Origin of the sequence: Flexivirga meconopsidis (assembly GCF_026162425.1) — a bacterium.
Classification (GTDB): domain Bacteria; phylum Actinomycetota; class Actinomycetes; order Actinomycetales; family Dermatophilaceae; genus Flexivirga; species Flexivirga meconopsidis.
In genome coordinates this window covers 1-22,630 of sequence record NZ_JAOBQJ010000004.1, presented here as the reverse complement: position 1 = coordinate 22,630, position 22,630 = coordinate 1, and the positions used below count along the sequence as shown (strand labels likewise).

General features: G+C 67.8%; 21 protein-coding genes. 6 read left to right on the top strand and 15 right to left on the bottom strand.

Annotated elements, in window-relative coordinates:
- The first annotated feature begins 223 nt into the window (after positions 1-223).
- The 4 genes from mobF to N2M23_RS13480 all read left to right on the top strand — a co-directional run bounded on the left by mobF (position 224) and on the right by N2M23_RS13480 (position 7,448).
- The gene (gene mobF, locus N2M23_RS13495) at positions 224-1,531 is read left to right on the top strand and encodes a MobF family relaxase (RefSeq protein WP_212756095.1); all 1,308 of its coding nucleotides are present in this window, start codon (positions 224-226) and stop codon (positions 1,529-1,531) included.
- Between the two features lie 53 nt (positions 1,532-1,584).
- Positions 1,585-6,225 carry an AAA family ATPase gene (locus N2M23_RS13490; protein ID WP_265446201.1) on the top strand — a complete coding sequence of 1,547 codons (4,641 nt, stop codon included), beginning with the start codon at positions 1,585-1,587 and terminating at the stop codon, positions 6,223-6,225.
- Entirely contained in the window at positions 6,222-6,719 is a 498-nt protein-coding gene (locus N2M23_RS13485; RefSeq protein WP_171157351.1) for a hypothetical protein, read from the top strand. Before N2M23_RS13490 ends, N2M23_RS13485 begins: the two co-directional genes overlap by 4 nt.
- 75 nt (positions 6,720-6,794) lie before the next feature.
- A complete protein-coding gene (locus N2M23_RS13480; RefSeq protein WP_171157349.1) occupies positions 6,795-7,448 on the top strand; it encodes a prepilin peptidase in 654 nt (217 codons plus the stop codon).
- A gap of 7 nt (positions 7,449-7,455) precedes the next feature.
- Here the strand turns inward: N2M23_RS13480 and N2M23_RS13475 are convergent, their stop codons facing one another.
- The 14 genes from N2M23_RS13475 to N2M23_RS13400 all read right to left on the bottom strand — a co-directional run bounded on the left by N2M23_RS13475 (position 7,456) and on the right by N2M23_RS13400 (position 20,783).
- Entirely contained in the window at positions 7,456-8,127 is a 672-nt protein-coding gene (locus N2M23_RS13475; RefSeq protein ID WP_212756093.1) for a hypothetical protein, read from the bottom strand.
- Positions 8,124-9,578, bottom strand: coding sequence for a type IV secretory system conjugative DNA transfer family protein (locus N2M23_RS13470; RefSeq protein WP_171157347.1), 1,455 nt, complete (start codon positions 9,576-9,578; stop codon positions 8,124-8,126). The genes N2M23_RS13475 and N2M23_RS13470 overlap by 4 nt, the downstream gene beginning before the upstream one ends.
- Complete coding sequence (locus N2M23_RS13465; protein ID WP_265446197.1) at positions 9,575-10,027, bottom strand: hypothetical protein; 453 nt, start codon at positions 10,025-10,027, stop codon at positions 9,575-9,577. Before N2M23_RS13465 ends, N2M23_RS13470 begins: the two co-directional genes overlap by 4 nt.
- A 95-nt stretch (positions 10,028-10,122) precedes the next feature.
- Complete coding sequence (locus tag N2M23_RS13460; RefSeq protein ID WP_171157342.1) at positions 10,123-10,611, bottom strand: MucR family transcriptional regulator; 489 nt, start codon at positions 10,609-10,611, stop codon at positions 10,123-10,125.
- 213 nt (positions 10,612-10,824) lie between these two features.
- Entirely contained in the window at positions 10,825-11,151 is a 327-nt protein-coding gene (locus N2M23_RS13455) for a histone-like nucleoid-structuring protein Lsr2 (RefSeq protein ID WP_171157339.1), read from the bottom strand.
- A 159-nt stretch (positions 11,152-11,310) separates the two neighbouring features.
- Positions 11,311-12,888: a peptidoglycan DD-metalloendopeptidase family protein gene (locus tag N2M23_RS20765; RefSeq protein WP_171157337.1), complete on the bottom strand. Its 1,578-nt coding sequence runs from the start codon at positions 12,886-12,888 to the stop codon at positions 11,311-11,313.
- 4 nt (positions 12,889-12,892) lie between these two features.
- Positions 12,893-14,407 (bottom strand): ATP-binding protein, encoded by a 1,515-nt coding sequence (locus N2M23_RS13435; protein WP_171157335.1) that lies wholly within the window; start codon positions 14,405-14,407, stop codon positions 12,893-12,895.
- Positions 14,408-14,543: 136 nt separating this feature from the next.
- Positions 14,544-16,049 (bottom strand): SCO6880 family protein, encoded by a 1,506-nt coding sequence (locus N2M23_RS13430; protein ID WP_171157333.1) that lies wholly within the window; start codon positions 16,047-16,049, stop codon positions 14,544-14,546.
- Between the two features lie 21 nt (positions 16,050-16,070).
- Positions 16,071-17,714: a TrbL/VirB6 family protein gene (locus N2M23_RS13425; protein ID WP_265446193.1), complete on the bottom strand. Its 1,644-nt coding sequence runs from the start codon at positions 17,712-17,714 to the stop codon at positions 16,071-16,073.
- Positions 17,711-18,544 (bottom strand): hypothetical protein, encoded by an 834-nt coding sequence (locus N2M23_RS13420; RefSeq protein WP_265446191.1) that lies wholly within the window; start codon positions 18,542-18,544, stop codon positions 17,711-17,713. Before N2M23_RS13420 ends, N2M23_RS13425 begins: the two co-directional genes overlap by 4 nt.
- Before the next feature lies 1 nt (position 18,545).
- Positions 18,546-18,842, bottom strand: a complete 297-nt coding sequence (locus N2M23_RS13415; protein ID WP_171158494.1) for a hypothetical protein — start codon at positions 18,840-18,842, stop codon at positions 18,546-18,548.
- On the bottom strand, positions 18,842-19,690 hold the full coding sequence (locus N2M23_RS13410; RefSeq protein WP_171157328.1) for a hypothetical protein: 849 nt from the start codon (positions 19,688-19,690) through the stop codon (positions 18,842-18,844). The genes N2M23_RS13415 and N2M23_RS13410 overlap by 1 nt, the downstream gene beginning before the upstream one ends.
- On the bottom strand, positions 19,687-19,986 hold the full coding sequence (locus N2M23_RS13405; RefSeq protein WP_171157325.1) for a hypothetical protein: 300 nt from the start codon (positions 19,984-19,986) through the stop codon (positions 19,687-19,689). Before N2M23_RS13405 ends, N2M23_RS13410 begins: the two co-directional genes overlap by 4 nt.
- Positions 19,983-20,783 carry a hypothetical protein gene (locus tag N2M23_RS13400; RefSeq protein ID WP_171157324.1) on the bottom strand — a complete coding sequence of 267 codons (801 nt, stop codon included), beginning with the start codon at positions 20,781-20,783 and terminating at the stop codon, positions 19,983-19,985. Before N2M23_RS13400 ends, N2M23_RS13405 begins: the two co-directional genes overlap by 4 nt.
- A 410-nt stretch (positions 20,784-21,193) precedes the next feature.
- Here N2M23_RS13400 and N2M23_RS13395 point away from each other — a divergent pair, with 410 nt between their 5' ends.
- Positions 21,194-21,493: a hypothetical protein gene (locus N2M23_RS13395; protein WP_171157322.1), complete on the top strand. Its 300-nt coding sequence runs from the start codon at positions 21,194-21,196 to the stop codon at positions 21,491-21,493.
- A 146-nt stretch (positions 21,494-21,639) separates the two neighbouring features.
- Here the strand turns inward: N2M23_RS13395 and N2M23_RS13390 are convergent, their stop codons facing one another.
- Positions 21,640-21,879, bottom strand: coding sequence for a hypothetical protein (locus tag N2M23_RS13390; RefSeq protein WP_265446188.1), 240 nt, complete (start codon positions 21,877-21,879; stop codon positions 21,640-21,642).
- Between the two features lie 128 nt (positions 21,880-22,007).
- Here N2M23_RS13390 and N2M23_RS13385 point away from each other — a divergent pair, with 128 nt between their 5' ends.
- Complete coding sequence (locus N2M23_RS13385; RefSeq protein ID WP_265446186.1) at positions 22,008-22,538, top strand: site-specific integrase; 531 nt, start codon at positions 22,008-22,010, stop codon at positions 22,536-22,538.
- The last annotated feature ends 92 nt before the right edge of the window (positions 22,539-22,630 follow it).

Genomic DNA, 22,630 nt, shown 5'->3' with positions numbered 1-22,630 from the left:
CTCGTGTCGAACCATCGCACCCCCCTAAGACATCCCGACCTCCGTCAGCGGCCACCGCCGACCACCTGAGTTCCCGTCCAGCCAGCCAGCCACGACCCCTCGCCCGTTCCCCCTCCTGAACCTTGGAAGTCGAAGCCCTACACAGCTCTTGCATTCCCGGTTTTTGTTGATTTTTCAATTTGTGACCGCCAGGGCGGATCCCGCCCCTTCGGGAGGTGTGACGATGAGCATTCACAAGCTGACAGCAGGCTCCGGATACGACTATCTGACCCGCCAGGTGGCGGCCATGGACGCCACCGACAAGGGCCACACCGGCCTCGCGTCGTACTACAGCGAAAAGGGCGAGGCCCCCGGCGTCTGGGTGGGGTCCGGGATGGCCGGGATCGACGGCCTGTCCGCCGGAGACGTCGTCACCGCGGAGCAGATGCAGGCTCTGTTCGGTTCCGGGCACCATCCCCTTGCCCATGAACGGCGGGAAGCTCTCCAGGGCCCAGACCTGACGAACGCGGATTACCGAGCGGCGACCCGGCTCGGGGTGCCGTTCAAGGTGTACGAGAACGACGTCTCCACCTACCGGATCGAGGTGGCGAAGCGGCTGGCCGACCTCAACGAGGAGCAGGGACTTCCCAGGGATTGGCCGGTTCCTGCCGAGGACCGAGCCCGGATCCGCACCGAGGTCGGTCGGGAGTTCTTCCGGGCCGAACACGGCCGTGATCCCCAGGACGCTCGCGAGTTGTCCGGCACCATCGCCCAGCACTCACGCCCGAAAACGAAGGCGGTCGCGGGGTTCGACCTGACCTTCAAGCCGGTGAAGAGCGTGGCGGTGCTGTGGGCGTTGGCCGATCCGGCGATCGCCGCTCGGGTCGAGCGCGCGCACCAGTCAGCCATGAAGGACGCTCTCGATTTCATCGAGGAGAACGCGCTGTACTCCAGAGAGGGAACCAACGGAGTCCGCCAGGTCGACGTCAAGGGCTTGGTTGCCACAGCCTTCACGCACCGCGATTCGCGCGCCGGCGAGCCGCTGCTGCACACACATGTGGCCGTCGCGAACAAGGTGCAGACGCTCGGCGGCAAGTGGCTGGCGATCGACGGCAGGGTCTTGTTCAAGGCGACCGTGGCAGCCTCGGAGGTCTACAACAGCTCGTTGGAGCGGCACCTGGCCACCGACCTGGGGGTCGAGTTCGAGGAACGCCCGGACGGCGACCCGCGCAAGCGCCCGGTCCGGGAGTTGGTGGGCGTCGATCCGCGCCTGCGGGAACGGTGGTCGTCTCGTCGTGTGGCGATCGAGGTCCGCCGTGACGAACTCGCCACCGACTTTCAGCGCGCGCACGGCCGGCCGCCGACACCCATCGAAGCGGTTCAGCTATCCCAGCAGGCCACCCTGGAAACTCGCGACCCGAAGCACGAGCCACGCACCCTCGCCGAGCAGCGCGCAACCTGGCGGGAGCAGGCGCGCGAGATCCTCGGCGGCGACAAGGGCATCGCCTCGATGCTCTCGGAAACGTTGGGATCACGCTTCCCAAAAGGCTAAGCCGGTACGCCCGGGTCGACGTCACCAAGACGGCCCGGACGGTCATCACACAGATGGAAAACCGGCGGTCCAACTGGCAGGTCTGGCACGTGCGTGCCGAGGCCGAACGACAGATCCGCGGCGCGGGAGCATCACCCAAGCGCATGCCGGAACTCGTCGACCAGGTGGTCGCCCGTGCCCTGAAGATCTCGGTGTCGATGGCCCGCCCTGAGCGCGACATCATCGAGCCGGAGCCCCAGCGGCGCCGGGACGGGTCCTCGGTCTACACGGTGGCCGGCGCCGACCTGTTTACATCGACCAAGGTGATCGCGGCCGAGAAGCGGCTGGTGGAGGCTGCCAGCCGCACCGATGGGCTCGCCGTCGATGAATCAGCGGTCGATATGGCCCTCATGGAGAGCATTGCCAACGGGGTCACACTCAATGCCGGCCAGACATCGCTGGTGCGTGAGATGGCCACCTCCGGGGCACGCCTCCAGCTGGCGATCGCGCCCGCCGGGTCCGGCAAGACGACCGCCATGCGGGCCTTGTCCGGCGCGTGGATCGAAGGCGGTGGCCAGGTGCTGGGGCTCGCCCCGTCCGCGGCCGCAGCGGCGGCACTGCGGTCCCAGATCGACACCAGTACCGACACCCTGGCCAAGCTCGTGCACGAGCTCACCAGCCGCGACCCGAACGCCCGCACCTGGCTTGACGTCCCGATCAGCGAGAAGAACGAGGCAAAGGCCGCGGGGGCCCGTTGGGATCCGCAGGCCCGCTCCTGGTACGCCCCCGCCGGCGCGAAACAGGTTGCCGAGGGGGCGCCGCTGGCGCCCTGGCGGGTGTCGGCCACCGATATCGGGCCTAAGACGCTGGTCGTGCTCGACGAGGCCGGCATGGCCGACACAATCTCCCTCGATCTGGCAGTCCAGTTCGTCCTCGACCGAGGCGGCAGCGTGCGCTTGATCGGCGACGACCAGCAGTTGGCCGCCATCGGCGCCGGCGGTGTCCTGCGGGACATCCAAACCACCCACGGCGCCTGCCGACTGACCGAACTCGTCCGGTTCGTCGACCCCGCCGAGGGTGCCGCATCCCTCGCGCTGCGCGAAGGTCGGCCCGAGTCGCTCGGGTTCTATCTGGATCGGGACCGGGTCCACGTCGGTGACCTGGCGACCATGACCGAGGACGTGTTCGGGGCGTGGCAAGCCGACCGCGGCAAGGGTCTGGACTCCATCATGCTCGCGCCGACCCGCGAGCTGGTCAGCGAACTCAACCAACGCGCCCGCGCGCACCGACTCGAGGGCGCCGGTGACGACGCCGTCGACGACCCCGGCGAACAGGGGCCGACGGTGCGCCTGGCGGACGGCAACCTGGCCAGCGTCGGCGAACTGATCATCACCCGCTCCAACGATCGCCGGCTGCGGTCATCCTCGACCGATTGGGTGAAGAACGGCGACCGCTGGAGCGTGCTCGAGATCGACGACGGCCAGCTGCGGGTGCAGCACACCCAGAGCGGCCGGCTGGTGACCCTGCCGGCGGACTACGTCAGCAAGAACACCGAGCTGGGCTACGCAACGACGGTGCACACGGCTCAGGGCGTGTCGGTGGACACCATGCACGGGCTCGCCAGCGGTGACGAATCACGGCAGCAGCTGTACACGATGTTGACCCGCGGAAAGCAGTCCAACCACGTGTACCTGGAGGTCGTCGGCGACGGTGACCCGCACAGCGTTATCCGCCCGGAGATGACCCACCCGCTGACCCCGACCGACCTACTCGAGCAGATCCTGGCGCGCGACGACGCACCCCGGTCGGCAACCACCATGCTGCGCGAGCAGAGCGAGCCGGCGACGCTGCTCGGTCAGGCAACGCAGCGTTACCTCGATGCCCTGTACACCGCGGCCGAGCATCAGTTGGGCACGGAGAAGGTCGCCGCTTTGGAAGCGGATGTCGAGCGTGTGGTCCCCGACGTCACCGAGCAGCCCGCCTGGCCGGCGTTGCGCGCCCACCTGATCCTCACCAGCGCTCACGGCGTCGACCCGATCGTGCAGCTGCGCGCGGCCGCCGAGTCTCGTGAGCTCGACACAGCCGGCGACACCGCTGCGGTGCTGGACTGGCGGCTGGACGACACCGGCCTGCGTGGCGGCGGCCGAGGACCGCTGCCGTGGATCCCCGGCGTGCCTTCGTCCCTGTCCGAGAACACGGTGTGGGGCTCCTACCTGGTCCAGCGGGCCGCGAAGGTCACCGACCTGGCAGCCACTGTTCGTGAGGAATCAGCCACCGGTACGACGCCGAGCTGGGCATCCGCCGGTGCCGGCCGGCCCGCCGATGCGGTGCTGGGCGACGTGGCGGTATGGCGGGCCGCGATGCTCGTCGACGACGCCGACCGGCGTCCCACCGGTCGGGCGCAGATGCAGAAGGCGGCCGCGATCTGGCAGCGCAAGCTGAATGAGCGGCTCGTCGGCGACCGTGCGCCCGCGATGGAGGAATGGGGCCCGCAGATCGCCGCTGCCTCCCGTGCCACCGGCAGCGACCCGTTCGCGCCGATCCTGGCCGAACGGCTCGCTGCGATGGCCCGCTCCGGGGTCGACGCCGCCGGCATGCTGCGGCGTGCTGCCGCGACGGGCGCCCTGCCCGACGATCACTCCGCTGCCGCGTTGTGGTGGCGCATCAGTCGTCACCTGTCCCCGGCGGTCGCCGAACAGGTCGACAAGGACCGCCACGTTGAGGCCGGCTGGACGCCGCGCCTGCCGGAGCTGCTGGGTCAGGACCGCGCAGGCGAAGTGCAGGCCAGCCCGTGGTGGCCCACCCTGGTCACCACCGTGGACCGCGCGCTTCAGCGCGGGTGGTCGGTCGAAGACTTGTTCCGCAGTGAAGCAGCACAGCCGCTGGAGCCTGGCGACGATCCCTGCCAGGCCTTGATCTGGCGGTTGTCCGTTGCGATGGACCCCGTCCCCGACGAGCATTACGACGCCTACCCCGACGAGGACGAGGACCTGTGGGAACACGTCCCGTTGCCCGACGATGCCGTCGTGATGTTGCCCCCCGACGTCACCGTCGATCAGCACCCGCCGCTCGAGGACGAACCACCGCCGGACCTGGTGGACGAGATCGACGAGGACGACCTGGAGCGGCAGCTGCTCCTGGCCGAGCTGCGCCGTGATGCCCTCGGACCGCTGGAGATCTCCGACGAACAGATGGACCGGTCCGCCGACCGTGCGATGCGGTTCGCGAGCAGCCCGGTCAGCAACGACCGGATCGCGCACATCAACACGCTCACCCTCGCGTATTACCGCCAGCAGCTGCCCGGGTCGTGGGCCGCACAGCACCTGGTCGACCGGTTCGGCGACGATCTCGCCGCGGATGAACGATTCCGGCCCGGCTTCGCCCCGCCGGGGTGGGAGCGCCTGGTCAAGCACCTGCGCACCTTGGGCGTCAGCGACGAGGAAATGGTCGCGGCCGGTGTCGCGAAACGGAACGAGTCGACCGGGCGGATCCGCGACCACTTCGTCAATCGCCTGGTCTTGCCGATCGTCCACCGTCGCGACGGCTGGGAGAACTTCGAGCCCGTGCCCTTCGCCGGCGGCGATGTCGTCCTGGGCTTCGTAGGACGCCGGCACCCCGACCTCACGGACAAGGACAAGAGCGGCCCGAAATACCTCAACAGTCCGACCACCTCACTGTTCGCCATGGGTGCGCAGTTGTATGTCGCGGGCAACGATCTCTACGAGAACGGCGCGCGGCCCGTGCTCGTCGAGGGTCCGATGGACGCCATCGCGATCACCCTCGCCTCGGCGGGGCAGCTGGTCGGGGTCGCCCCGCTGGGCACCTCCCTCACCGAGGAACAGTCCCAGCAGCTCGCTGCGATCCGGGAACACTTTGGCGCGGGCACCGCCTCCGATCTTGACTCCTCCGCGACAGAGTTCGACCCGTGGCTGATCGTCGCCACGGACAACGACGAGAACCTGTCCGGACAGGTAGCCGCCGAGCGCGACTACTGGCTCCTGGCCCCCCACGACCTGGACTCCGGCCACGCCACATTCCCGTCCGGTCTCGACCCGGCCGACATGTACACGCTGCGCGGGCCGGCCGCGCTGCGTGAGGCGCTCAAGCAGCCGAACGCGCTGGCCAATTCGCTGCTGGAAGAGCGGCTGACCAACCTGCCTCCGGGCCAGGCCCGCACGGCCGGGGCACAGATCATCGCTGCCCGCCCGGCCCGGCACTGGCAGGACGGGACGACACGTATCTCCGACCGGCTGCACATCAGCACCGCTATGGCACAGCGCGACTTGATCCCGGCCGCCGACTCCTGGGTGGGCGATCGCCGCCAGGCGGCGCGCACCCAGCTCGACCAGGTTGCGGAGGTGCGAGATCGCATGAAGCAGGCCGCGCAGCTGCCACCGCACGAACGGTGGGCCGGTCTCGCCGGCGAACTCGACCCTCGACTCCCCCGGCAGGCCGACTGGCCGGCGTTGGCGCAGATGCTCGACCAGGCAGCCGCCGAAGGGCACGACGTGCCGGCAGTCGCGCGCCAGCTGGTCGCTGAACGTCCGTTGGCCGAGCAGCCAGCCCAGGACCTGCGCTACCGCCTGGTCGCGACGCTCGACGTCCAGGTCGACACCGGCGGACCAGTTTCCGGCACACCTCAGTCGGGTGCTGCGCAGGAGCGGCGCGCACCGACCACGGCACCGACCGATCGCCCGGTCGGTCCTCGCCGATGACCAGCCCTGCCGTCGTCGAGCAGGTTGCGGCGCTGCGGGCCCGGCTGCTCGAGCCAGGCAACGTCCAGCAACTGCGCATCACGGCACTTCGCGACGACCTGATCGTGATCGCCTTGCTACAAGTTCCGAAGCCGTTGCGCCGTAACGGCATTGGGACTCAGACTCTTTGCGAACTGACGGCGGCCGCCGATCGTCACGGCTGGATTCTCGCGGGCACCCCGGACACCTCATTCGGTTCGTCCCGTGCCGGCCTCGACCGGCTGTATCGGAGGTTTGGGTTCACGTCCAACCATGGCCGGCACGCCGACTTCACGATCTCCGAGAGCCTCGTACGCACACCCCAGCGGATGTCTACGACCTCCACCAGCAGCGACCGCGGCCCGTCGACTGACCTGGATCGCGCCGAGGCCCAGCAGGTCAGCAGGCGTCGAGATCCGTCCCGGCCGGATCCGGCACCGAACATGACCGTTCGCCTGCGCGCACCCCGGCGCTGAGGAACTACACGTAGCGCGCCGGAGGCTGTGGATGACGCAACGGCGCGAGCTGCCAATTCCCGTACCGTCAGCGCCATGGACACCGCAGGTTTCACCGTGGCCGCGGCACTGGTCGGCGCACTCACCGGGGTCCTGAGCGTCCGCAACCTACGCACCCTGCGGTACCGCTACGACCACGAAGCTGTTCTCCCGCAGCCGTCCTCGGCGGCATGGGTGCTGCCGACTGCCGTGATAGCTGCCACGGCCCTGGGCCTGCGGTTGTCACCCGACCGGCCGTGGGCGTTGCTGTTACTGGCGCCATTGGCCGTCACCGGGCCGTGGCTCGCCGCGGTCGACCTGGACGTGCACCGGCTGCCGGATCGCGTGCTCGGACCGGTTGCAGTCGCCTCCCTAATCGCGGTCGTCGTTGTCTCGGCCACGACGCACCGGCTCCAGGTGCCGGTCCTGGGTGGAGTCGGCCTCGTCCTGGCCGGCGGCTGCTACCTCACGTTGCACCTGGTCGGCGGTGGCGCGGTCGGACTCGGCGACGTCAAGCTCGCGGCCGTCCTGGGTCTCGCCCTCGGGGCTGTCGGCCTTGGTGTGCTGTGGTGGGCGATGTTGCTGTCCTCGTTGTTGTGCCTGGCGTGGGTCGCGGTCACACGGCGCGGCAAACCCAGCAGCACTCGGATCGCGTTCGGACCGTGGATGCTGCTGGGCTCACTCATCGCCGTGGCGGTCTTCGCGCCCTGATCTTCGACTACTCCGGTTGAGGACCCTCGGGTAAATCGCCCAGCTCGCCGGTGTCCAGGTTGACCGACGCCAGCCGGGGGCGGCTCTCCTCCGCGACCTTGTGCTCGATCCTGCGGCCGAGTGCGGTCGTGCGAACGTCGGCGGCGTAGGTCTCCTGCCGCTCGTGCACCGACTGGTCGCTTGTGAACCGGGCATACCGGCCGCGGCCCGGCCAGCCTTGGTGCCCGTCCTCGCAGTGATCTTTGAGCCGGTTGCGCATCCGGTCGGCGAACGCCGGCAGCGCGTAGCGGTGCCATTCCTCCATCGCGTTGCTGTCGAAGGCAAGGCCCGCGCGGCGACGTTGGTCCGCCAGCACCGCGATCTCGTGCACCAGATGAGGGTGTTGAGGCCAACAGGGAGGGATCGCCCCGGTCACGTCCCAGGTGTACTCCCGATTGAGCCAGCTGACGACTTCCTCCAGCCACTCCCACAGCTGTTCGCGCAATTCGGGTCGCCGACACGTCGGCGGATCCCACGGCCGAGGCAGCATGTGCAACGGTCCGAGAGCCTTGACCTGGTCCTTGTCGCCGTTGGCGGCGATGCTGAGCTCCCGGTAGGCCAGCCGCACCATGCTGCCGCCTTCCGGGAAGGGTCGCACCATCGAGGCGACCTGGGGTTCGCGCGCGGCGTCGGTATTCACTGCTGACTCCTGTCAACGGTCAGGCCCCGGCGCTTGGCTTCCACCAGGGCTGCGGTTGTGCGGGCTTCGGGTGTGATGGCCTTGCTGCGGACGGCCGCCAAAGAGACCCGCAGCTTGTCCTGTTCGGCCAGCAGTTGCTTACCTGCGGCTCCGTCGATGGACCGATGCAAGCGGGCGATGATCGGCTTGCCGTTCTCGGCGATCACCAGGGCATGCCGCTCCTCCAACTGCCGGATCTCCTCCGGCCGCAGGATCGCGATGTCCTCCCCCGAGGTGGTGCGCCCGCCCATCTGCCCGGTCTGCCAGCTGGTGCGTGAGACCCGGACCATGCCGACCAGGTCGGAGATCTCTTGGTTGAACGCCACGTCCTTGGAGCCGCCGAACATGATCAGCGTGTTGGTCAACCCGAACAACGCTCGGGCATCGTTCTCACCGAAGATCGAGGACAGCTGTCGCCAGGTCTGCGCCGCGTAGATGAACGACAACCCCAGGGCTCGTTCGTTGGCCATTCGGGTCCGCAGTGTCGGCAGCGGCGCTGTTGACGGCAGCTCGTCCAGGCAGGCCAGGAATGGTGGGCACAACCTGCCCCACGGTGTGTTGTTGGCCGCCAGTAGCGACATATCGAGGACATGCTCGGCGACCGCGGTCATCAGCGGCGATGCGCTGGCGTACGGGTCTTCGCGGCCGAGCAGGTAGATCGTCCCGCCCTGCTGGATGACCTTGGCGATGTCGGTTGCCGGCCGGCCTTCTCCGGGCACGCACCGGCGGCGGATGTCCTGCTGGAAGAACAGGCTCATCGCTTGCTGCACCGTGGTGATGGTGTTGCCGGCGGTGCGATCGTCGCCGTTCAACGCCCCGTGCAGTAGTCCGTGCCAGAACGGCGCTGCGTGTGGGTGCTCGCGCAAGATCTCGGTCGGGTCGGTGGTGCTCTGCGGATTCGCCACCCACCGCAGCACGTCTTCCAGGGTCCTGCCACTCAGTGCGGCAGCGTGGAAATAGGCCTGGAGGACCTTGGCCGCCTCGGCGGCGTAGAACCGGGCGGCGTCATCGCCCTGTCCTCCCTGGATGGCTCCTTTGACGGTGCCGGCGGTGAACGCTTTGGCTCGGCGTTCAGCGATCATCGAGTCGACGCAGCCGGCGATCGGGTCGAAGATCAGCTCGTCCAGTCCGCTGGCCAGCCCGAAGGGGTCGAGCACCACGCACGGTCGCCCGTCCCGCCGCCGGGCGGTCAGGCTCAGTAGGAGGTCGTCGAGCTTGGTCAGTGTGACCAACGCCCCACCGGGTGCGCCGAGTAGCGCTGGGATCAGCAGATCGAGGGTTTTACCGGAGCCCTGGGGTCCGATCACGCCGGCGGTACGGTCCCATGGCTGCCACAGCTCGCCACCGCGTGGCTCGTGCGCCGTGCCGATCTTCCAGCCGACCTCGGCCGGGTCTACCCGTAACGCCCTCATCGGCTGCTCCTCTTGCCGTACAGGTCCGGTCGGATCACCGGCGCGACCTCCCGCAGCCGCGACCGGCCCAGTAGTTGCTCGGCCTCGCCACGGCTGGCCATTCCGCGTAGTCGGTTCGGTCCCAAGCGGTCCATCCCAGCTTTCACGCCCCAGCCTGCGGCCACGATCAGGCCCAGTTCGACGACGATCACGCACGCCCACAACAGATGCACGCCGGCGCCGTGGCCTGCGCCAGTGAGGCCGCTATCGGCGTGGCCGCCCAGGACACCGGGCAAGCTACTGAACAGCTCGGCTCTGGGTGCCCACGTCCAACCGTCCCCCGACAACAGGTTCGCGATCGCTCGACCCAGCTGCACGCCGAGCGATAACACGACCAAGATGGCCACCGTGATCGCGAACGGGATCTCCCACGTCCACGGGACGGGGTCGCGGCGACGAGCTTTCTGCATGACTCCTCCTAGATCGGTTCACCAACCCGAAGGACGTTCAAGGGCCTCCGGCGGTCACCGGGATCGCATGAAGTCGGCGTCAGGCAGCGCTTGAATCACTGTCGTCTGGCCCGTGTCGCCTTGCTGGCGCAGGACTTCGAGCAGAACCGGCGCCGCCGAGCACTCGTGAGCGGGCAAAACTGAGCACCGCACCACCGGCAGACGACTACGGTGCCGAGCCGGGCACGGCCCGGGCGGGCGCGGCTGGCCGCGAGTCCCGCAGGCGACATGCCGGCACCGGCGCCCAGCCGTGCTGCCGTCGCGGCGGCGGGATCGCGCGCGTCAACGAAGCGGCCGTTGGTGCCGTAGTTCCGGCGGCCGTTGGCTCGGATCGTTGCGAGGGTGTCGCTGGCGACGAGACCTCTGCTGCGCGCGAGGCCGTGCGCCTGGCGGTACTCGGCGGCGGTGATGCCGTGACTCTTCCAGGCGTGCAGGCCGAGGTGGGTGAGCCGCCGACCGCATTCATGGCAGAGCAGCCCGTCCGCGTCCTCGTCGAGGATGCCGAACTGACCATGCCCGTCCGGGTCGCCGAGCGCGCCGCTCATGCACGTCATCGTGCCAGCTGGCACCAGCACCGATACGGCGCTTGGAATGACGCGCAGAGCCGCCCGATGGCCTGTCTGCCTGACGAGCTCCGCGTGTGGTTCGCCGCTACGATCGGGTCCAGGATGAACCTCAATTCCTTCCTTCCGTTCGGGGCTTGCCCCGAACAGACCCGCAGGTGCTCCAACACACCTGCGGGGCAGCCCAGGAGTAGATCAGTTCCCGGCGGCGAGGTATTTGTCAATCACCTGCTGGGCGATGCGGCCACGAGGTGAGACCTCGATCTTGTGGGCCTTCGCCCACGCACGCACTGCGGCGTTGTCGACGCCCGTCGGCACTGCCCGTGTCGGTCGAGCGGTCTTGCGCCCCGTCTGCGAGCGGCGGGCAACCTGGATGAACGGTGCCAGGTTGTCGCGCAGTTCGGCGGCGTGCGCAGCGCTCAAGTCGATCTCGTACTGCCTTCCGTCGAGCCCGACCTGCACGGTTTCGTCGGCCGGCGATCCGTCGATGTCGTCCTCAAGGATGATCTGCACCCGCTGCATCGGGAAGGCCTCTCTACTGATCGGTGATGGTCGATCTCACGGTAGGTCACAACCCGGCCGGTGCTGCGGAACTGAACGGCCACGCTGCCGCCGATCAGTGCGGCGGCTCCACCGGCCGACGTGTCGTCGGCCCGCCCACTACTAACTAACTACAACTATTTACATTGTGTGTTTGCCGCTATCCGCGATGTCACCTACCCGCCACACCTGGAAGATGTGCTTGTTCTTCATGTCATGCGAGTAGTCGGTCATCGCGACTCCGATTTTCGGGTTCTGCGCACCTATCGCTTGGTGTGTGGCGGGGTTAAAGACCATTTCGACGTGGCCGATGGCGTTGGGGCCGAGGTAGCTGTCGAAGAAGATCAGGTCGCCGGGCTTGGCATCGCTGGGTGACACCCGGAATCCGTTCCCGGACGCCAGCCACTTCTGCTGCACTTGGGCGGTCCTGGGCATGGTGATACCTATCTGTCGGTATGCCGCCGAGGCGAAGCTGGAGCAGTCCCAGGTGTGTGGTCCGTTGGCCCCCATCACGTAGTTGTCACCTAGGTGGTTCTTGGCCCAGGTGAGCAGTTTCTTCACTCGTTTGCTCTTCAGCGGCGGCAGGTCTGGGTTCCCGTTGCCCTTCCCGGTACCGCACTCGGTGGGGTCCCCTTGCACGGTGCCGCCACCGTATTTGGCGGCGTAGTACAGCACGTCGTTGACGTACCACTGGGCGTGGTTGTATCCGAAGATTGCCCTTTTGACGCCTGCTGCTCCGCCGGTGGTCACTCCGAGCTTTGTCAGATAGTTCGCCGCCGTCATGATGGAATCGGCGTTGTTGTCGATGTCGGCTTTGCCGTCGCCGTCGCCGTCGACCCCGTATGTCGCCCAGGTCGAGGGCATGAACTGCATCAGCCCCTGGGCCCCGGCTGAGCTCACCCCCAGATTGAATCCGTGCGAGGTCTCTTCCATGCCGATTCCGGCCAGCAGGGTCCACGGCAATTTGTAGTGCTTGGCGGCCTTCACGTAGAACGCCTTGATCGCGCTGGGGATGACGATGGGCGGGTTGTGCAGCGACGCCTTCCGTGGCTTCCCGGGCGGCGGCAGCGGGAAACCGATCCCGCCTTCGCCGCCGGGGTCGCCCGGAGGAGTCTTCTTCGGCGGGGGCGGTGCGACGCGCTGCCCGTTCAGGGGTGCGCCGTGCTGGCTCATGAACGGCACGGGGTTGATGTACTTGCCGTTCTCTGTGACGCCGAAGTGCAGGTGGTTGCCGGTCGAGTTTCCTGTCGACCCTTCCAGCCCAAGGCGCTGCCCGATGGTGACCTTCGATCCGACCTTGATCTTCGCGTCGAGCTTGGCCATGTGGCCGTAGGTCGTCGAGACCCCGGAGCCGTTGTCGAGTACGACGGCGTTCCCCAATCCGCTGTAGGGGCCCGCGACTTTGACTGTGCCGGCCGCGGCGGCGAGCACCGACCCCGGCTTGGGGAGCATCGCGATGTCGACGCCTTCGTGGTAGGTGGAACCAATACCGCCACCTGGTGACGTCCGGTGGCCAAACCCAGAGGTGATGACGTACTTCTGCGCCGTCGGCGCACGCCATGGGCCGGTCGCGACCGTCGAACCCGACTGGCATTCCTGCGCTTTGAGCTCTTCCCCGGCGGCTGGGGAAGACACCACGACGATCATCACGGCTGCCGCGAGGGGTGCGGCCACCATGAGGGCCAAGACCATCGCGAGACCGATGACGACCTTCTTCATGGGCTCAGGCCGCCGACTCGATCGCCTCGTTGGTGAAGGTCAACTCCCGCTCGAGCGGGTGCAGCACCGTCTGCACTTTGTACATCTGCTCGCCGACCACCCACAGGCCTCGACCCTTGCCTTGCATGCCCCAGCCGGTGATCAGGGAGCGGGCGATGGGTCCAAGGCCGAGGAGCTGTTCGAGTTCGTCGCCGATCGCGTTGTCTTGGCCCATCAGGATTTTGATGTCTGCCAGGTGCATGAGGTCTTTGGCGATCGCGACGGCTTGCGATCCCTGGTCGCCCGCCGACATCGGGTCTGACGGCTTGTGGGCGTTGGCCCACTGGATGTCGCCGTCAGTGCGGGAGAGCCGTAGATCCGCGTCATACGCCTTGACGGCCTCAGGGCCGAGGCGGAATTGCTTCCAGATCTCGTCGCGGACCACAACTCGCAGGTCTCCGGGGTCGGCCATTTCGCGCATGCCGCGCCCCCACGATCCGATGCAGGTCAGCGCGATGCCCATCGCGTCATCGCCGAGCGGTTCGAGCCGACGCAGGCTCAGGCTCTGGATCGGTGCTTTCCAGTCGACGTCGATCGTGGTGTGGGCATCGAACATTCCGGCCAATGCACCGGAGACCAGCTGACCGAGGGCGTTGCGCAGCAACCGTGTCTCGTCGAGGAAGTGACGCTCCGAGCTGTAGCGGCATTCAGCGATCAGTTCTTCGGTCGGGTTGTGCAGCAGGTACCACAGTTCCGGGATGGTGGTTTCCCGCAGCCGCGATGCGCCGGCGCTGTATCCAGTGAGCACGCGCAATGCGTTCTCGACGACGTTGCCTTCGTCCGGGCCGAAGGGCACGCGGTCTTCGCCGATGCGTTGGGAGCCGACGAGCCCGCGGACCAGGGTGAGCCATCGCCCGAAGATGATCGGGGCACGTCGCTGGGCTTCCTCGGCGGACAGCTTCTCCCACCCCTGGCCCAGCGGACCGAATGCCAGCGGATTGATTCGTGCGGGCATTCCGGGGCCGATCGCAAACGGCTCCACGCCCAGGGCCTGGCAGAGCTTCTCGTATTCGTCTTTCGGGTCGCCCAGGATCAGCGTGCGGTAGCCGAAGTCCATCATCCGCAGGCAGAAGGCCTTGGTGTTGCCGGACTTTCCACGGCCTGGTTTGCCGAACTGCATGATGTTGGGGTTGGTGACCGGGACCTCGTCGTCCAGGACCCATCCGAGTGGGTCGGCGAAGAACGAGCCGCCGCTGAGCTGGTCGATACCCATCTGCGCGCCGGTGGGCGGCAGACCCGGGGTTGCCACGAAGGGCCACAGGACCGGCGCCTGGTCCGATGTCATCCGCCAAGCGGTCACGGGTGCCTTGGCTGGCGCCCAGCCTCGGCCGCGACGTTTGGCTCCGCCACGTGAGGCGTAGTGGAACAGCCGCGGGTCTTTCGGGGTCGGCACCGGTGCGGGGACCCGTGGCAGTTCGTGCCCGAAGTCGTGGAGCAGGCGGGCCATATCGCGGCCGTCTTTGCGGCGTGGTTTCATCATCGCTTCTGCTCCTGAATCGATTGCGCGAGAACGGTTTTGAGGGTTGCTCCCTTGCCGTGTTTGATTCGGCCGCAGCGGCGTTGATCGTGCAGCTCGTGTCGTCGAGTCGGGCCGCTGCGCGTGTTCGGTGCAGGCCTCATGCGTCCCCCTGCCGGGAGAGGCTGATGCCGAGCGGGACGGTCGAGGCGGCGAAGGCCGCGTCCTGGGCGACGTCGAGACGCAGCGGGGCGAACCCTGCTCGGCGGACCGAGGCGTCCAGCCGACGCCCGTACTCGCTGATCCGTGCGGTCTTGGGTGCCGTCACGGTGCACACGGCGTACGGGCGGATCAGCGCGTTGCCGCGGGCGAGTTTGGTGTCCAAGCCGCGAACCTTGGCAGCTTCGTTGCGCTGTCGGGCGCGCGCTTTCACCTTGGCTTTGCTCCGCAGCGCGTCGGCAACGTCGGCCTTCCACTCGGAGTTTCCTTGTTGCCGATCTGCCTTGGCCTGCCGCACGATCGGGTAGCAGACCATGAAGCTGCGCCGCTCCCCTGGTTCGCCGGGCGTCAACACCGGCGCTAGGGCTCCCATCACGGCGCCCTTGGTCGGCAGCTTGATGGTGCTCGACACGGAGTTCCACGCGTCGTGGCTGTAGTGCCGCATCGCGGCGTCGGCGCCAGAGGGCCCCGCCATCGCCCAGGGGACGTCGGTGTTCACGTCGGTGTTGCGTTCTCGAGCTGCCAGGGCGTCGACGACGCTTGCCCGATCACCCGGGGCGAACCCGGTGCGGCATGCCAGCGCCAGTTCCGGGGATGTCAGCCAGGCCACGTTGGTCATCGCCATGCCGCCGCGCAGCTGGGCCTCGATTTCGGCCATCAGGCTGTACAGGACGCGGCATCGCCCGTCCAGCCCGCCGCCGGTCTCCTTGGCTTCACCCTTCAGCCGCGACTCCGCGACGACGATGGTGCAGAACGCCTCGGTGCGCACGCCCGCTGCGGACAGGCCGGCCTGGAGCTCGTCATTGACCTGTCGCGCCAACGTTGGCCCGTTGCGGCGGTGCCGTTCGACGTACAGGTCTCGCTCGGCACCATCGTCGGGCACCGTGCGAATGAGGAAGATGATCTCTTCGACGAGTTCGGTCCGCATCGCGGTGTCCAGCAGGTCACTGAGCCCCGTCCCCTGCTGGAGCCGTGCGGCCGCCTCTTTCAGGCCGATCCCGGGATGCACGACCGAAGCGGTGACTGCCCATGTCTTGGTGGCGTGGTCCTGGATCACGGCGATCCGAGCCAGCGATGGACCCGAAGGCGGGCCGTCGTGGATCTGCACGGCCTGGATGACTCCGGGCAAGTCGGCGTCGTCGAGGTTGTCGATCTCTCCGGTGACCGCCTTGCTCCGGAACCGTGTCCAGCCCAAGAGCCCGCCGACCGCCGACCGCGTCAGCGCCCCGAACCATCCGACTGCCGAGCGGCCGCGCACCGGCGTCACGGTGACGACGAACAGCACCACCCACAGCAGCGTGAACAGGCCGAGCGAGGCCCACGCGCCCTTGGACAGGGCCCAGCACGGTGGCAGCACCGCGACGGCGAGAGTCCCGGCCTGCCATCCGGACAGCCCGAAGAACCAGCCGATCCGATCGCGTGAGTAGTCGTTGTAGATCGATGCCATTTCAGTTCGCTCCTTCTTCGCTCACACCGCAACGACGGCCGCTTCGCTGGCGCCGCCTCCTGCTGCTCCACCGCCGGCGCCGCCGGATCCGCCAGGCGCGCCGCCCTTCGGACCACCGCCGCCTTGGCCGCCGCCCTTCGACCCGCCGCCTTGGCCGCCTTGTTGGCCGCCGCCTTCGCCGCCCGCCGGGGACGTATTGGGTGGCATGGGTGGTGTCGGCATCTCGGGTCCCTGCGTGGCCTGCCCGGGGTTGGTCGGGCCCTGTTCGCCGTCGGCGCCTTGCCCGGTGGTCGGGTCGTTCTGGGTCGAACTCGAGGGGTCGTTGGGACCCGCACCCTGCCCGTTGTCGCCGCCGCCGTCGCCGTCCTTGTGACGGTCCGGGTTCTCGTCCTTGCCGCCGTTGCTGTTGCCGCTGCCCTTTTGCTGCTTCCCGCCACTGAAGTCCGGGTAGTAGTTGTTGTGCCCGACACCCATTTGGTTCGTCAGATCGGCGCCGATCGCGGCGCCCCGGGTGCCGACGGTCTGCATCGCGCCAAGGCCCTTGGACGCTGCTCCGCCGATGGCTCCACCGACACTGCCGAGCATGCCGCCCGCGGACTGGAGCATGCCGCCCTCGGCCTTGTTGAAGCGGGACGAGGTCGCGTCTTCGCCGGATGCTTCTCCCTGGGAGGTGCCGTTCTCGTCCGAGCTCGACGCAGCACTGGACCCCGCATCCTCGGCTCCCCCGCCGCCGCTGAGGAGACCTTGCAGTCCGCCCTGGGCGTCGAGGCCGGCGCGGAGCGCGGCTCCCGAGGTGGTGCCCGGGTCGACGAACGCGAGCAGCTTGAAGAGAGCGAGCGGGCAAAACGCGGAGATGAGGATCAAGACCACCCCGGGCACGGCGGTGCCGATCGCTTTCTGGGTGGAGTCGGTAAACCCGGTAGCTACGCCGGTGGTCAACTGCACCCCAAGGCCCAGGACAAGCACCATGATGACGGGCGAGAAGGCAGCGGCGATGAACCACCGCAACGACTTCCAGAACCATGGCCGCCCGACGTCAGAGACCAGTCCGGCCGCCGAGATCGGCGTGGTCGTCGACAGGACGAGCAGCGCGCCGGCGCGGGTCAGCATCACCAGCAGGTGCCCGATCGCGGCCAGCCAGAGTAGGCAGCCCATACCGCCAAGGACGGTGGCGACCGTGCCGTCAGTGATGCTCTTGGTGCTGATGTCCTGAAAGGGGCTCCAGTCGGACCACGAGCTGACCTTCAGCAGTGCTGACATCAAGGCGCGTTCCAGCCCGCCAGCCGCAGCGAGCACCATGACGGCGCCGCCGACCCAGCAGGACCATACGAGCGAAAACTGGCCGGTTCCCATGAGGGCGGTGGCGATGCTCTTGCCATCGCGACGGATCGCGGCCACACCGAGCTGGATCATCAGCATCAGCACAACCAGTGATCCGGCGATCCAGAATGTGTACTGATAGACCTGCGATCCGGCTCCGTTCTCACTCAGGTCGGGGGTCAGGAACGCGTCCATGATGTTCAGGACAAGCCGCAGCATCCACAGTCCGGCGTTCCAGAGGCCGAGCATCGCCATCGTCCAGCCGCCCGTCACGACCTTGCCGGCTTCTCCGGCGAGCCAGCTGAACGGGTTGGGGACATGGGGCCAGCCGATTGCGGGGATCACTGGTCGGACCCCTCGTCTGCGCCAGACCAGGTCTTCCAGCCAGCCTTGTTGCTGACATCACTACCTGGCCAGGTCGACGGTGCCGGGTAAGGCGTGGCGCCGGGTGCGATCATCCAGCGGCCGTTATGCCACTGCATGCGTTCGCAGTAGCCGTACCCCATCTGGGCGTCCTGAGTGATGGTGGCGTGCACCTTCACCAGCACACACGCCAAGACCCAGTCCGGCCCGTCGCTGCCCTTGACTTGGGCACCGACAGGAGTGACCACCACCGTGCTCGTGGGGTCGAGAGTGCCGCCCATTTGAGCGTCGCCGAGGAACGTTTGAACGTCCTGTGTCAGTGGCCATTTGGCGACGCTCGGCGCACCGGGCATCGCCCAACTGGCGTGGATGCTGTCGACCTGCGGGATGCTCATGCTTTGCAGTACGACTTGCTCAATGGCGGCCAACTGGCCGACCGCACCCTCCGGAGAGTGCGGAAACCCCGATGGCACTCCCGCCGGCCCCTGTATGGCGCTCTGCGGGATGTTGACCGTCTTTGCTGCCACGGCGGCCGGCGGCGCTGGTTGCGCTGCGTCCTCGTCGACCGTCAGCATCGGCTCGGCCGCGATCGCGTCGCGGTGAGCCTTGCCGGTGGCGTGCGTGCTGGTATGCGACTGTTTCCCGGCCGACCCGGAGTCGCCTTGCCCGCCCGACATCGCGGTGGAGATCGCGAAGTAGATCGCAAATCCCAGACCGAGGATCAGAGCAACCCCGGCTGCGACAACGACCCCGAGCACGAACACCAGGCGACGACGGTCCCAGCCAACGGTTCCATCGAGCTGTGCACTCATGTCACACGCAGCCCTTACCGATGACCGCGTTCAGCATTCCGGGCAGCACCAGGTAGGCGATCGCCGCGCCGAACACGACACAGATGCCGATGATCGACATCTTGCTCGCGTGCGGCATCGAGAAGACGCGACCGGCGACGATGCCGCCGACGCCGACGAGCATCCCCAAGCCCATGAGAGCGATGACGCCCCACATCACGTAGCCGGTGATGTCGTTCATCGCCGTACTGGCGCCTTTCGGCGCCTTCGGGCAGACCTTGGCCGCCAGAGCGACCGCGCGCACACTCGTCTGACTCATCATTGCGGTGTTCCTTTCGTGGAGTCGTCCAGCAGGCGCTGGGCGAGTTGGTCAGCTGCCGACAGCAGCGGCTTGGGAAGCGGGCCCCCGGTGAGCCCGTCGACCGCCAAGGCGGCCTCTTCGGGGATCTCGAACAGCAGCCCCTGCCGTTCCAGGTCACGGGTCACGCGCCCGGCCGTGTGCTCGACGCTCTTGGGCCACTTCTTGCGCCGCGGTCCGAGGACCGCGGCGCACGAGTGGTCGTTGCCGAGCAGGTCGAGTGCCCCCTCGAGGCGGCGTATGCCGGGCACAGTGGCGGTGGTGGTCAACACCACGTGCTTGGCATCACGGACGAAGTCGCCGATCCAGCCCGGAGTGGTCAGGACCTGGCCGAGCTCCCACCCGATGTCCAGCACGGTGAGCGTCACGGGCCGGTCGGGGGTCGACGGGTGCGGGATCTCTTCGGCGGTCGTCAGGACGTCGATGACCCGTTCGAGCAGCACATGGTCACGGCTACCGCGACACCAGGCGCTTTCGTACGCGCCCAGTTCCGCGGTGCTGGCGGCAGCCAGACCGGAGGAGGTGACTGACGCGCACTCCACGACCCGGGAGCCGGCCCCGGCGGCGGTGGCGATCGCGACGGCCAGCGTGGTGGCCCCGGAGGATCCTCCGCACCCGAGGACCGGCAGGACGACCTCGGTGGGGTCGGGCTGCCACGGGCTGGTCGTGCGGGCCCGCTGCGGGTCGCCGGCGGGCTGCGGTGCGGGCCGTGTGGTGTTAGCCCGGAATTCTCCGGCCTGCACCGCCGACCATGCGCGTTTGAGCTCGTCGACGGAGACGGCGGGCCGTTCGGTGAGTACCTGTGTCATGCGGGCTCACCACCGAGGGCTGCCCGGCGAAACTCCAGTGCCGCCCGCAGTTCCGGCGCCGACAGGGTCTTGAGCGCGGCCTTGGCGTGCTGCACCTCGTGCAGGCGTGCCATGCAGCCGTCGAGCTGGCGGATGGCTTCTTCTTCGCGGCCGGCCACATCGAACAAGGCCGCGATGTCTGCGGTGCTGCGTCCAGCCTCGTGCTGGGGTTCTTCTGCCGGGGTTTCCGTCGTCTCGGTCACTGTGATCACCTCGACCGACCTAAGGTGCCGATGGTGGTGCTGGCGGTCACTCATGCCGTCGCCTTCCCGTGTCCGCATGCATCGGTCAGGGCGTCGATGCTGCGGCGGGTGCGGCGGCGCAGTGTCCGCACCGAGATCCCCAGCTGGGTGGCAACCTCTTGGTTCAGGCCGTTGGCCATCAGCCCGGCGCCGCTGCGGCCGGTGCGGTTGATCGCAGTGCGGTCGGCCGCCTCGACCAGGCACAGCAGCAGCGACCGGTCAGCGGGGGTGATGACGTCGTGGTCGCATGCCCACTCCAAAAGTTGGAGGAGTTCCTCGGCGGCCGCGTCGTTCGGCTCGGCCGGTCCCTCCATCCAGAACCAATGGGACGGGTCGACCGGGCTGGTGCGCGACCATGTCGGGTCGCTCCGTTCGAGCTGGGAGTGGGCGCCGCATTCGCGAAGTACCCCGGCGCGGGTGTTCAGCAGGATGTTGGCGGAGACCTTGGTCAGCCGGCGCCACGGGAAGGTGCGCACTTCCAGCCACAGCTGTCCGGCGACGACTTGATCGATCTCCGGGGCGAGCGTGCCCAGCCTGTTCGCCAGTGAGCACACCCCAGGCATCAGCGCCCAGGCGAGGGCGGCGGCCGCCGCGACGTCGTTGCCGCCGTCGGTGGCGGCCAGTTCCGCCAGGCACAGGAGTAGCTGGTCACACTCTTCGGTCGTGTGCTGCCGCAGCCAGGACCGCATGGTCGTGGTGTCGGTGGCGGCACTCAGCCTGGGATGTTGTTCGCACCATGTCGGCCACGCCTGGTCTGCCTGCGCCAGCAGCTCGCTGTTCGAGGAGAGACCGAGGCAGTCTTCAACGCTCATCGCCTGAGTTCCTGTCTGTCGAATCGGACAGACAGAAGGTCCCCAGCGGACGTATCCGGTTACGTGCCTCCAAGAGGGCCGAGCGAGGGGGAACGCCGGAGGAACGTTGCCCGCTACAGCACGTTGACCTGCACAAACACCGCGTTCCCCCTCTTCTCAGAACTTCTTTCCGGACAGGGGTTGCGCCAGAGGTTGGACGCGCACCGGCGGGCGCTGTCGCCCGACCCCGCACCCTTCGCCAGCGATCCCGCGGCGGGGATCTACCCCTTCATCCGGCGGAGCGCACGGAAGGAATCCGATGACATTGGGTGCCGTCCCGGGATTACTGGCGGTCGTCAAACAAGGCGCCCGCCAGGCGCGCCTGCACCGCTCGCGACCCGGTGTCAGGTCGTCGCGACACAATCCACGGCATGAGCTCCTGCGCCGTGAGGCTGACCTATTCCTTCGCACCCGACGTTGCTGGGGCGGTGCCCAGTAGCGAGGAACTGGAGCATCTCGTCACCACGGCACGGGATCTGCGGCGCATGACCGGCTCCGGCAGGCTCTACGAAGACGTGCAGCTGATCGACAGCATGGTGCGCTTCAGCATCCGTCTGGACCCCGCGCCGGGGTACGGCGCTGCGAACATCGCACGCGGTCTGGCCAGCCGCGCGTTCTCTGACGCCAGGACACCGGGAGAGCTTCGCGAGGAGGACTGCGTCTCGGACTGATCCACTCTCGAGCTCCCCCATCTGGGGTTACCCGGTCCGATCAGGACAACGGCTCAGGCGATCATGGCTGCCGCGACCCTAAGGACACCATCGCGATGGGCTTCCCTCCGATGGTTCTCGTCAACTGGACCTGAGGACGCTCACGCTTACGTCGTCCGCGGCGGCAACTGGTCCGGCAGTGGGCAGTCGCCTCGCGGGCCGGACAGCACTCGATACTGCCGCGTCACGCGCAGCAAGTCCGGCGTCCATCGCTCCCCCAGTTGCCGGCAATCGGCGAGGGGCACGTACTCGCCCCGAACGCTCGACCACGTGACCGGTTCCTCAAGCTCCTGGTCGTCGACGACCTGGATCCGCAGATCCTGGGTCCAGGCTGCAAATGCCATCATCCGTTGTCTGTACTTGTCGCGTCGCGTCGGTGACATACGCGACAGGGCTCTGTGGTCGGGTCGAGGGTTGTGAGCGGCGAGTTATCTGGCATCGAGTGTGTCAGCGCCGCCTGAGATCGGGAGACACCGTGGCGACAAGCCAGAGGATATTGACTGGGGACAGCACGACGTGGACGGTGGTCGGTTCTGATCATTACTTGGTGAGGCCTGTTGAGCGATATCTGGAGTTCCTGCGCGCGACAGGGTGTTCACCGAACACGATCAAGGCGTATGCGCGTGGCCTGGCGTTGTGGTGGACGTTCCTCGAAGACCGTGCACAGAGCTGGGAGACCGTTGGCGTGGCCGATGTCGGTTCCTTCGCTCAAGAGGTCCGCCAAGGGCGCGGCCGTGCCCCGGTGGGCGAATCGACCGTCGCGCTGCGGGTGCGGTCAGTGCTGAGTTTCTACCGGTTTCACGCCCACGACGGCGTCACGGTCGCGGACGGCCTCTACGAGAACACCCGGACTCGTCAGCGCGGGTACCTGCCGTTCCTGGAACATATCGCGCGCCGTGATGGTCGCCGTCGAAGCATCGTTCGTGTCCGGGTGGCGAAGCGTGAGGTTCCCATCGTGACTCCCCTTCAGGGGGACTATCGCAATTTCGGTGTTTCTGGTCCGTGACACGCCCCATGGTTGGGGCGGGACCGGAGTAGTAACGCATGACACTGCAGGACGTGAACAACAGCAACGAGGAGCCGGCAGGGACGCGACCT

What these genes read in the sequence shown, in the direction of transcription:
- N2M23_RS13395 (WP_171157322.1), top strand. Translation starts at nt 21,194, where the DNA reads ATGAGCTCCTGCGCCGTGAGGCTGACCTATTCCTTCGCACCCGACGTT.
- N2M23_RS13390 (WP_265446188.1), bottom strand. Translation starts at nt 21,879, where the DNA reads ATGATGGCATTTGCAGCCTGGACCCAGGATCTGCGGATCCAGGTCGTC.
- mobF (WP_212756095.1), top strand. Translation starts at nt 224, where the DNA reads ATGAGCATTCACAAGCTGACAGCAGGCTCCGGATACGACTATCTGACC.
- N2M23_RS13465 (WP_265446197.1), bottom strand. Translation starts at nt 10,027, where the DNA reads ATGCAGAAAGCTCGTCGCCGCGACCCCGTCCCGTGGACGTGGGAGATC.
- N2M23_RS13480 (WP_171157349.1), top strand. Translation starts at nt 6,795, where the DNA reads ATGGACACCGCAGGTTTCACCGTGGCCGCGGCACTGGTCGGCGCACTC.
- N2M23_RS13435 (WP_171157335.1), bottom strand. Translation starts at nt 14,407, where the DNA reads ATGATGAAACCACGCCGCAAAGACGGCCGCGATATGGCCCGCCTGCTC.
- N2M23_RS13490 (WP_265446201.1), top strand. Translation starts at nt 1,585, where the DNA reads ATGGAAAACCGGCGGTCCAACTGGCAGGTCTGGCACGTGCGTGCCGAG.
- N2M23_RS13415 (WP_171158494.1), bottom strand. Translation starts at nt 18,842, where the DNA reads ATGAGTCAGACGAGTGTGCGCGCGGTCGCTCTGGCGGCCAAGGTCTGC.
- N2M23_RS13455 (WP_171157339.1), bottom strand. Translation starts at nt 11,151, where the DNA reads ATGCAGCGGGTGCAGATCATCCTTGAGGACGACATCGACGGATCGCCG.
- N2M23_RS13420 (WP_265446191.1), bottom strand. Translation starts at nt 18,544, where the DNA reads ATGAGTGCACAGCTCGATGGAACCGTTGGCTGGGACCGTCGTCGCCTG.
- N2M23_RS20765 (WP_171157337.1), bottom strand. Translation starts at nt 12,888, where the DNA reads ATGAAGAAGGTCGTCATCGGTCTCGCGATGGTCTTGGCCCTCATGGTG.
- N2M23_RS13405 (WP_171157325.1), bottom strand. Translation starts at nt 19,986, where the DNA reads ATGAGTGACCGCCAGCACCACCATCGGCACCTTAGGTCGGTCGAGGTG.
- N2M23_RS13470 (WP_171157347.1), bottom strand. Translation starts at nt 9,578, where the DNA reads ATGAGGGCGTTACGGGTAGACCCGGCCGAGGTCGGCTGGAAGATCGGC.
- N2M23_RS13485 (WP_171157351.1), top strand. Translation starts at nt 6,222, where the DNA reads ATGACCAGCCCTGCCGTCGTCGAGCAGGTTGCGGCGCTGCGGGCCCGG.
- N2M23_RS13430 (WP_171157333.1), bottom strand. Translation starts at nt 16,049, where the DNA reads ATGGCATCGATCTACAACGACTACTCACGCGATCGGATCGGCTGGTTC.
- N2M23_RS13410 (WP_171157328.1), bottom strand. Translation starts at nt 19,690, where the DNA reads ATGACACAGGTACTCACCGAACGGCCCGCCGTCTCCGTCGACGAGCTC.
- N2M23_RS13400 (WP_171157324.1), bottom strand. Translation starts at nt 20,783, where the DNA reads ATGAGCGTTGAAGACTGCCTCGGTCTCTCCTCGAACAGCGAGCTGCTG.
- N2M23_RS13460 (WP_171157342.1), bottom strand. Translation starts at nt 10,611, where the DNA reads ATGAGCGGCGCGCTCGGCGACCCGGACGGGCATGGTCAGTTCGGCATC.